Source organism: Acinetobacter sp. YH12039, from assembly GCF_013420015.1.
GTDB classification, from domain to species: Bacteria; Pseudomonadota; Gammaproteobacteria; order Pseudomonadales; family Moraxellaceae; genus Acinetobacter; species Acinetobacter amyesii.
On record NZ_VOZA01000070.1, the window covers coordinates 1 to 10,328 of the forward strand.

Annotated in this window: 9 protein-coding genes and 2 pseudogenes; 4 read left to right on the forward strand and 7 right to left on the reverse strand. The window is 39.2% G+C overall.

All coding sequences use genetic code 11. The features are described 5' to 3' along the window. Positions 1-125: 125 nt before the first annotated feature. The 4 genes and pseudogenes from FTT98_RS16385 to msrB form a co-directional block, all read right to left on the reverse strand. Positions 126-1,010, reverse strand: a pseudogene (locus FTT98_RS16385) (TonB-dependent receptor plug domain-containing protein); the annotation flags it as partial. 320 nt (positions 1,011-1,330) lie between these two features. Beyond that, on the reverse strand, positions 1,331-1,840 hold the full coding sequence (locus FTT98_RS16390) for an energy transducer TonB (RefSeq protein WP_180056012.1): 510 nt from the start codon (positions 1,838-1,840) through the stop codon (positions 1,331-1,333). 114 nt (positions 1,841-1,954) lie between these two features. Beyond that, on the reverse strand, positions 1,955-2,443 hold the full coding sequence (locus FTT98_RS16395; RefSeq protein WP_078189057.1) for a glutathione peroxidase: 489 nt from the start codon (positions 2,441-2,443) through the stop codon (positions 1,955-1,957). Then, on the reverse strand, positions 2,440-2,859 hold the full coding sequence (gene msrB / locus FTT98_RS16400; RefSeq protein ID WP_078189058.1) for a peptide-methionine (R)-S-oxide reductase MsrB: 420 nt from the start codon (positions 2,857-2,859) through the stop codon (positions 2,440-2,442). Before msrB ends, FTT98_RS16395 begins: the two co-directional genes overlap by 4 nt. A 228-nt stretch (positions 2,860-3,087) precedes the next feature. On the opposite strand from msrB, the gene FTT98_RS16405 reads away from it, so the two are divergent. Further along, positions 3,088-4,518, forward strand: a complete 1,431-nt coding sequence (locus tag FTT98_RS16405; protein WP_078189059.1) for a pyridoxal phosphate-dependent aminotransferase — start codon at positions 3,088-3,090, stop codon at positions 4,516-4,518. 230 nt (positions 4,519-4,748) lie between these two features. After that, entirely contained in the window at positions 4,749-5,924 is a 1,176-nt protein-coding gene (locus FTT98_RS16410; RefSeq protein ID WP_180042113.1) for a YbfB/YjiJ family MFS transporter, read from the forward strand. A gap of 296 nt (positions 5,925-6,220) precedes the next feature. Here the strand turns inward: FTT98_RS16410 and FTT98_RS16415 are convergent, their stop codons facing one another. Both FTT98_RS16415 and icd read right to left on the reverse strand, forming a co-directional pair. Beyond that, positions 6,221-6,397, reverse strand: a complete 177-nt coding sequence (locus tag FTT98_RS16415) for a hypothetical protein (RefSeq protein WP_180177580.1) — start codon at positions 6,395-6,397, stop codon at positions 6,221-6,223. Positions 6,398-6,802: 405 nt separating this feature from the next. Next, entirely contained in the window at positions 6,803-8,056 is a 1,254-nt protein-coding gene (gene icd / locus FTT98_RS16420; RefSeq protein ID WP_180004095.1) for an NADP-dependent isocitrate dehydrogenase, read from the reverse strand. Positions 8,057-8,245: 189 nt separating this feature from the next. Here icd and FTT98_RS16425 point away from each other — a divergent pair, with 189 nt between their 5' ends. Next, a complete protein-coding gene (locus FTT98_RS16425) occupies positions 8,246-9,034 on the forward strand; it encodes an rRNA large subunit pseudouridine synthase E (RefSeq protein WP_180042117.1) in 789 nt (262 codons plus the stop codon). Positions 9,035-9,175: 141 nt separating this feature from the next. Next, positions 9,176-10,204, forward strand: a complete 1,029-nt coding sequence (locus tag FTT98_RS16430) for an ELM1/GtrOC1 family putative glycosyltransferase (RefSeq protein WP_180165339.1) — start codon at positions 9,176-9,178, stop codon at positions 10,202-10,204. A gap of 14 nt (positions 10,205-10,218) precedes the next feature. Here the strand turns inward: FTT98_RS16430 and FTT98_RS16435 are convergent. Continuing rightward, a pseudogene (locus FTT98_RS16435) lies at positions 10,219-10,328 on the reverse strand (IS5/IS1182 family transposase); the annotation flags it as partial.

Sequence of the window (10,328 nt, forward strand, 5' to 3'; positions counted from 1 at the left end):
TGTATGAGGGATAAGGGCAAATTGTAGGTTTTATCTCAGGTTCAAATTTAAGATTTTAGCAGCACTCCAAACTCTACAATTTGCGTATAGTGGTAGCTAATCACTATATCAATCAAGATACAAGCAGCACTCGGAAGCTGTGTAACCGCATTGGTTAAACGTAAACTTGGTCGATTTTCTGAAAGGCGGTTATTGTTATATCCCAAATCACCAGATAGGCGGAGACGATCTCCTTTGTAATCCGCAGCAATCAAAGCCAATCCAAGCGTTTTCTTTTCTTGGTCAATCTCGGTTCCTCCATCATGGTAAGCGGTATTGACCCGCACTCCAAATTGATCATCTGTCCCAAAGCGACATGATACATCCGATGCCACATAGGCACCATTGAAGTTTGTACCCACCGTCACACGTGTTAATGGATCATTACTGGCACGTTTCGGAAGTAAGTTAATTGAACCACCAATTCCTGTTCCACCTGGGATTGCACCATTTAAAAATGCCGAAGCGCCTTTAAAGACTTCTACCCGCTCAAACAGTTCTGTTGGAATATATTGGCGTGGCAATATGCCATACAGGCCGTTATATGCAGTATCATCAGATGCCAATGTAAAACCACGAATAAAATAGGCTTCTTGAAAGTTCCCATAACCTTTGGCCGTACGCACACCCGCATCTGCTTGTAGCACATCCCCGACGCTTTTCGCTTGGCGGTCTTGAATATATTGCTGGGTATAACTGGTGATATTAAATGGTGTTTCTAAATTTTTCTGATTACCAAAAATACCCACTTTACCACCTGTGGCGACTTGCCCCCCTGCATAAGGCTTCATTAAACCATTTGCAGAAGCATCCGCACTGACGACCACATTAATGGCTTCTAGCGTTTGAACTTCAGTAGTATCGATATTGGCAGCGGGATGTTCCTTTTCAGCGATTTCATTCGCATAAACATATGTGAACCCTTGTGTAGCACACGCCATCATCACACAGAGCTGCTTCATTTTTAACATTGGGAGAATGATCCTAGAAAATACGCCCACATAATAAATGATAATGATTAGCATTTATTCTTTCATTTCATCTTTTTCGATGCTTTTTATTTATTACTTTTTATTTTTTAATTGTAATTTTTTATTAAGCTCAACTTAACGAATTACACTCACCTGATTGCCGAAGAGCGATTTCATTCATCAAATACACAAGGATTAAGTAATTTAATTGCCACTCATGAAACTAATCTCCAAACTTCATCTATCAGATGGAAACCCGAAAATTACAGATCATTCGGGGAGCTTAGAACGATAATTAACATGTGCCTTCTGCTATAGGCTTATTGAGGTGGATCAATAGCAAATTCATGCTCAACGGTATAACTGAGATTTTTATCAACCATCGGAATAGGTTCAAGTCGCGCAACCAATAGGGATTTTTGTACTTTTTGATCAAAGCTTTTAGAGCCTGAACTTGCGATGAGTTTTGAACTACCAATGTAGCCTGTTGCAGCAATCACGGTGAGCTGTAGTTTGACAGGATGCTTATACGCTTTCTTCTCAGACGTAGACAGCACATATTGCGGTGCATTTACCCAAGAGACTTCATAGATTTTCGGTTTTACATGTGGATCAATTACATCAGCAACACGTGTAGGTTGATATTCTTCAACAGGTGTTTTTAATAATTTCAATAATGTGTTGACCCGAGCATCTGTCGTGCGGTCTAGATTGCTGGCATCAACAGACGTTTTTGCAGATTCAGAAGCGTTCAAATTGCTATCTGCCCACGCTGTACTCAAACAAACGGGTAAAAAAACCGTTAAAACACAAATTCGACGTTTAACCATCTGCTTAAACAATGTTATGACCTTCAAATAAAGAGCCGTCAGTATAAAACATCCAAAAAAAATAAAGACGCTTTCGCGCCTTTATATCAACCTCAGTTCCGCCAATAATTCACTTTATTTTGACTGAGCCAAAGCTTTTTCAATGTCTTCATTCAATGTTTCAGGCTTGGTCGTGGGTGCATAGCGGTTCAAGACCTGACCATTTTTCCCAATTAAAAACTTCGTAAAATTCCACTTAATGCCATTTCCCAATACGCCTTTCGAGTTATTGGTTAAGTAACGGAAAATCACATGCGCTTCAGGGCCTTTTACATTCACTTTGGCAAACATCGGGAAAGATACGCCATAGTTTTTTTGACAAAACGCGCCAATTTGATCATTCGAACCCGGATCTTGTCCGCCAAATTGGTTGCATGGAAAGCCTAAAACTTCCAAACCTTGATCTTTATATTGTTCGTAAATTTTCTCCAAACCTGCAAATTGCGGAGTAAACCCACATTTGCTGGCTGTATTTACAATTAATAAAACCTTGCCTTCATAATCTGCAAAGGATTTATTACTTCCGTCCAGTAATTCTGCTTCAAACTGGTGAATGGTGGTCATGGATAAGTTTCCTCATCATTTTTTTCTTTTGTTTCTAATTCTAAGGATGCCGAATTAATACAATAACGTAATCCAGTCGGCTGTGGGCCATCAGCAAAAACATGCCCTAAGTGAGCGTCACAATGATGACAAACAATTTCTGTTCTGACCATACCGTGTGTCGTATCTACATTTTCTTCCACCGCAGCAGGTTCAATTGGCTTATAAAAGCTCGGCCAACCACAACCGCTATCGTATTTTGTTTCAGAAGAAAAAAGCGGTTCCCCGCAACAACGACATACATACGTGCCAGCTTGTTTCGTATTCCAATATTTTCCAGTGAAAGCTTGCTCCGTGCCTTTCTGACGCGTTATGCGAAACTCTTCTGGTGACAATTCTCTTTGCCATTCTCTTTCTGTTTTATTGAGTTTTCCCATGATGACGTCCCTTTATATCGTGGTATTTAAAATAGGATAATCCTATATTTACGTCATTCATTCTTAAATTTCTAGTCTTTATTCAACAATTTACAAAATCTATATAATGACCAAAAAAGCAAAAGGTAAGCAAATATAAAATCATGGTAAGCAAAATACCAAATTAAATGCTTTTTTGTGAGCAACTTTAGTGATAATCTTAGCCCTACTCTTGCTCAGGATTAAAAAATGTCGCAGAAAAAGAGCGTAATTTTTAAAAATCTGCTGCCCGTGATCAAACAATATCAACAGGCAGGGTTTACGCATGAAAAAATAGTTGCTTTACTCAGAGACGAACATCATCTCGATTTAGTAACGACCGAGACATTTAAAAGCTATTTATACCGTTATGCAAAAGTGACCTCCACTCTTTCCGAGAATATAAAAATGCCGAATACGTTTAACACCCCCCGCGAAATTAAGAAATCGTCTAAGCTCGAGCATGTTTGCTACGACATTCGCGGACCTGTGTTACGAGCGGCCAATGAGATGGAAGAGGCTGGCCATAAAATTATTAAATTAAATATTGGTAACCCTGCTCCTTTTGGTTTTGAAGCACCTCAAGAAATTATTAACGACGTGGCACTCAACTTGCCAAATGCAATCGGTTATACCGACTCAAAAGGCATCTTCCCTGCGCGTAAAGCGATTTGTCAGTATTATCAACAAAAAGGCATCTTAAACATGCACGTGAATGACGTGTATGTCGGAAATGGCGTATCTGAACTGATTGTGATGGCAATGCAAGGCTTGCTTGATGATGGCGACGAAATGCTAGTGCCTATGCCGGATTATCCGCTTTGGACAGCGGCAGTTAACCTTTCTGGCGGTACTGCTATTCACTATAAATGTGATGAAGAAAATTTCTGGTATCCAGATATTGCCGACATGGAAAGTAAAATCACCCCGAATACTCGCGGTATCGTGGTGATTAATCCGAACAACCCAACAGGTGCGGTTTACCCACGTCATGTGCTTGAGCAAATTGTGGCTCTTGCGAAGAAATACGACTTAATTTTGTTTGCTGATGAAATTTACGACAAGATCGTTTATGACGGTATTGAACATGTTTCTGTTGCGTCATTGGCAGGTGATCAGTTGTGTATTTCTTTCAATGGCTTATCGAAAGCATACCGAATTGCAGGTTACCGTTCGGGCTGGATGGCAATTACAGGCGATAAATCACGTGCGCTCGACTACATTGAAGGTTTAGACATGTTGGCGTCGATGCGTCTGTGTGCCAACCACCAAGCGCAATATGCGATTCAAACAGCTTTAGGCGGTTATCAATCAATTAATGATCTCATCCGTCCGGGCGGCCGTTTATATGAACAACGTAACATTGCTTGGGAAATGTTGAATGATATTCCAGGTGTATCTTGTGTGAAACCAGAGGGTGCAATGTACTGCTTCCCTAAATTGGATCCTGAAATTTACCCAATCCAAGACGATGAGAAATTCATGTTAGATTTCCTCCGTGCTGAAAAAGTGCTTTTGGTTCAAGGTACAGGTTTTAACTGGCCGACACCTGATCATTTCCGTGTGGTGTTCTTGCCTGCTGAAAATGAACTACGTGAAGCACTCACTCGTTTAGGTCGTTTCTTGGCGAAAATGCGTTAATTCATAAGTGCTTTAAAAATAAAAAACCGTACGACGTGTACGGTTTTTTATTACTGTATCTTTAAATTTGACTTCTTACTGTACTCACACCACAGCTATCTTTTTGAATAGTTAAGTTTTTAATAATTTATTTTGAGCTTAGACCTTAGTCAAAACTTTAAGATCTGTTGATTTTTCTATAGCCTATTCATGTTATTTTTTAACCAATCATAAAAATACATGAGTACAGGATGTTCTCTAACAAAATTAAACTGAGCCTATTTCTCTGTCTAAGCATGTGCCTAGGCATCGGGATATTACGTTTTTCCTATACCGCACTCCTCCCTTCAACCCGTGAAGCATTTGGTTGGAGCCCAAGTTTTGCCAGCATCTTAGGCAGTGCCAATTTGCTCGGCTACTTGATCGGTGCATTTTGGGCCATGAAATTACCCCAAAATAAAAGCATGGTGAATTATATCCAACTCGCAGCTATTGCAGGGACACTCAGTTTGCTCAGTTGTGCATTTTCAGGTTTTTCAGAACTTTGGTATAGCACTTGGCGCGTTATTTCAGGGATCAGCGGCGGCTTACTAATGATCCTCTCCCCAAGTGTCGTGGCCCAATGTTCACAGCTTCAAGACCGCTTTAAAATCAACTTTATTGGTTTCAGTGGTATTGGCTTAGGGGTGTTAATGGCAACGCTATTTTTGCCTTACATCCAAGATATTTCGACAATGTGGGCTTGGTTGATTTTGTTTTCTTTTTCAAGCCTGATTTGTATGTTACTCAGCGTGCTTTTGAAGAGTTTTAAATTACAGCTCACAACACTCACCGCGATTCCTGCAGTAGAACATAAAGTCGATGGAATTTTCTATTGTCTCTTAATTGTGTATAGCACCAGTGCATTTGCTTACGTGCCCCATTCATTATTTTGGATTGACTATTTAACTCACACCCTACACCTGAGCCCGATCGGGATCAATTTCAATTGGATTTTATATGGTCTAGGAAGTGCTTTAGGAGCCTTTGCTGCTTACTGCTTGGCACAAAAACTGGGGAATATTAGCGCTCTTAAAATTTTATATAGCAGCTATGTCTTCGCGATTTTTATAGCAATTATTAATATCCATCCACTGTTTACTTTTTTATCTTCTTTTGCTACAGGCTTGCTCAATCCGGCAGTGGTTTTTCTCACCTCGTATACCATTTTGCAAATCTATGGTAGCGCCTATAAAAAGCTCTGGAGTATAGCAACCCTGTGCTTTGCATCTATTCAATTGATCGGTGGTTTAAGCTTTAGCTTCTTACAGAGAATTGGTATTGATTATTCACAACAATTTATTTTGGCAACCTGTGTACTCTGCATTGGAACACTACAGCTCTTTTGGTTCACTCGCACAGCAAAATTGAGCAAAAATCTCATATAGACATGTTACAAGACATTCAACTCAATCCCCCACATAAAGAAAAGACCTACATGAATAGGTCTTTTCTTTTTTGATAGATAGTGGACGGACTAAGCTTTTTTCAGCTTTTTCTTTAATTTTTTCAGAGCAGAATTATGCTTTGAAATTTTGTTCAACCTCGCTTTAATTTCCTTTTTAAGTGATTTGGTTTTCTTAGACAAATTCATCTCTTTCTCGTCTACGTATAAAACTTAAATTTCGTTCAATTAAAAAATCGTTAGACCAAATGAACTTTGACTTACAAAGTCTTTAGTATATTAATGATGTTGTTGACGCTGATTTCGTTGATGCGGCTGTTGTTTCTGTTTCTTTTGTTGGTCTTGTTGCTGCTGTTGCTGTTGCTGTTGCTGTTGCTGTTGCTGTTGCTGTTGCTGATCATTTTGCTGCTGTTGTTGATCAGATTGTTGGTTTTGTTGATGCTGTTTACGAGACATTTCATTTCTCCTTTTCATAACAAGTATCGCAATGTATTTCCACTAGGTGTACTTCTACTAAAGGACAACAACCAATGTACCGCTAATTTTCAAGGATCAAAGCCGATAAATGTTTCGAATTACGTCATTGTAAAATTTCTGGAGAATAATTAATTTGAAATCAATCCCCCCTCTATTTTCTGCATTACTTAAGTTCACTCGAATAGTGTGGTTTTAAACTTTTAGTAACATGACAAGCATGCCAGACCATCTGAATGACTGCGTAAAGTCATCTTTTTATCTCGTTTTTTAATGGTATTGAGAAGCTATGATTCTATGTTATTAAAGTTTAGTCCTAAAAAAGGACTGAATCATTCAGTCCTTTTTATACATCTAGCTTTTTTACACCTAGATTAGCAAATAAACTTAGTCCATATGCTCAATGATGGCTTGTCCAAACTCCGAACAACGTAATAGTTTTGCACCTTGCATGAGTCGTTCAAAATCATAGGTCACCGTTTTGGCTTCAATGGCACCTGCGATCCCTTTAATAATTAGATCTGCCGCTTCAGTCCAGCCCATATTTCGCAGCATCATTTCTGCAGACAGAATAATAGACCCAGGGTTTACTTTGTCTTGACCCGCATATTTAGGTGCAGTGCCATGTGTCGCTTCATAAACTTGTACCGCGCCACCAATATTGGCACCCGGTGCAATACCAATGCCGCCAACTTCAGCCGCCAAAGCATCTGAAATATAGTCACCGTTTAAATTTAGGGTAGCAATGACTGAATAATCGGTCGGACGCATAAGAATCTGCTGTAAAAAAGCGTCCGCGATCGCATCTTTAATCACGATTTCTTTGCCCGTTTTTGGATTTTTTATTTTGACCCAAGGACCACCATCTAGCAATTCACCACCAAAGCGCTCAAGTGCGACTTCATAACCCCACTCTTTAAACGCCCCTTCGGTATATTTCATGATATTACCTTTGTGCACCAAAGTGACATTCGGCTTATCATTATCAATGGCGAATTGAATAGCTTTACGTACCAAACGCTGAGAACCTTCTTTAGATACAGGCTTAATCCCGATACCGCAATTTTCCTCAAAGCGAATCTTAGTGACGCCCATTTCCTCTTTAAGAAATTTGATCATTTTCTTGGCTTCAGGCGAATCTGCTTTCCATTCGATCCCTGCGTAAATATCTTCTGAGTTCTCTCGGAAGATCACCATGTCTGTACGTTCAGGATGCTGAACAGGTGAAGGAACGCCCTTAAACCAACGTACTGGGCGCACACAGACGTAGAGATCTAATTCTTGACGTAGTGCAACATTTAGCGAACGAATGCCACCACCGACAGGCGTCGTTAACGGCCCTTTAATTGAAACCACAAATTCGCGTAAAGCCTCAAAGGTTTCTTCGGGCATATAGGTGCCATAAATTTTATTGGCTTTTTCACCACAATAGACTTCCATCCATTCTATGGCACGTTTTCCACCATAAGCTTTTTGTACTGCGGCATTCACCACGGTTTTCATCACGGGCGTGATATCAACACCTATACCATCGCCTTCAATAAACGGAATAATTGGATTATTGGGAACATTGAATGATAAGTCTGAATTTACTGTAATTTTTGTCCCATCCACTGGAACGACGATCTTCTGATAACCCATTTTTATGATCCTCCCTGAGAAGCGAGTGAAAAAATAATTGCTGTTTGATAAGACTTTTAATTGCGCTTCACGCATAATACTCTAAAGCAAATCTACCTTTTTTGAGATTTAGATGGGAAATAGCTGCATTTCCCTATTGAATAAATCTTAACCAATTTGAATTATTGTATTTAATAGAAGTTATTTCCTATGAAAATCGTCATCTTAAACAAGCCATATGACGTGCTCTCCCAATTCCGTAAAGACGAAGCGCATATGACCATATCTGACTTCGTGGATGATCCTAGTCTACGTATTGCAGGTCGTTTAGATATGGACTCTGAAGGTTTGGTATTTTTAACTGATCATGGTGGTTTAAATCAGTACATTACCAACCCTGAAAATAAAAAGTTCAAAACCTACTTAGTGCAAGTCGATGGTGACATCACAGAAGATGCGCTTGAACAATTGCGTAAAGGCGTTGAGCTGAAAGACGGTATGACTTTGCCAGCCAAGGCCATCAAAGTTCAACAACCTGAATGGTTATGGGAACGTGATCCTCCTGTACGTTTCCGTGCAAACATTCCAACCTCTTGGGTTGAAATCCAAATTTGTGAAGGCCGTAACCGCCAAGTTCGTCGTATGACTTCAGCAGTGGGTTTCCCGACTTTACGTTTAATTCGTACACGTATTGGTGCAATCGATTTAGTTCAATTGGCTTTAGAACCAGGTGAAACCAAAGAAATTGAGCCTTTACTGTACCCTGACTTTCAAAACGTACCTGCAGAAGAACCTTACCGTTCGCGCTCTTATGTGAAAAAACCAGGCGGTACAGGTGGTAAGCCAATGGTTCGTAAGAATAAAGATGGCTCAGTGAAAAAGTCTGGTACAAAACGTATCTGGCAAATGGATGAGAGCGAAAAACCAAAACGCCGTACCAATGGTACAACTCGTCCGAATACTAAAGCCCCTCGTGGCCGCGGTCGTAACGGACGTTGATAAAAAGCTTCAAAAATGGCCTACAATCTACGTAGGCCTTTACATTTTTTTATAAACCTAACAATTATTTAAGATTATTTTCATATTTCGACACTATAATAAGTTATAATAATATAAACGTTGATTATTTGAACTTCAAAAATGAGCAGCACATCTACACACAATAGAAGCAAAGTATTAATTATTCATGACAACCGAATTGGACATTTAAATCCTGCTCTCGCTGTTAGTGAAATGATTGAGAAGCGCTTTTATCTACAATCTGAGCAGTTTGCAATTCCTACTTTACCTAAGCGTACAGTGAGCGTTTTTAAGAAACTGTCTCATTTCCCGAATTTATTTCGCACACTCGGGCGCTTATACTTTAAATTCTTGCCAAGAAATTTAGAGCATACCGACGTTATCGTCTGCTCAGGTATGCCTAATTTAATTTATGCCGCTTATTTATCTCAACGTTTCAATATCCCACTTATTTATGCAGGCGGTACACGTAAATTTAATTGGCGACTTATTGATTGGACTATTACGACGATTCCAGAAGATCATTCTGGTAGACAAATCATTATTCCTACAGGTGCTGTACCTTCTAAAATTACTCGCTTAGCGCATATTCCGTCGAATCATGAAGCATGCCTGTTAATTGGTGGACCGACAAAAGAGTACCCTTTTACCCATCAAGACTTTGAAGAGATGATTCAGCAATTTGTTCAATTCGCAGATCACCATCAAATTCAGGCGTCAGTCGTATGTTCTCGTAGAACACCTGCGTTATCAGAACATGTGATTCAAATGTTAAAAGATAAAAATATTGAGCTTGTGAATACTTATTCTAAAACTTCTATTTGCGATGTGTTAAAGCGAAGTGAATATATTTTTGTTACTGAAGATAGTGCAACGATGTTATCCGAATCAATCCAAACCGGTCGTATTGTGATTTCAATTTGTCGTGAATATTCTGAAAAAGATGAAATTATTCAAAATTATTTAGATCTCGAATTAATACAACGTAAAACTATTGGGCAGATTACTGAAGCTGCATATATCAAGCCAAAATTAAATGCTCAGCATATTGAACAAATCGTGACTCAACAACTTGCAGAAGATTTGAGGGCAAAATCCCAAGAACTAAGCTTTTATAAATGTCATGCAAAAAAAGCTGTTATCTATTAGATTTCTTTCATAAGTCATTTTTCACTCAGCTCTAAGTTATAAATTCCAGCAATTAGATTGAATCTCAATGCTAGTCTTTTGCCTCGATTGCGATATCGCTCAGCAAGAATTTTGAAGGTTTTCA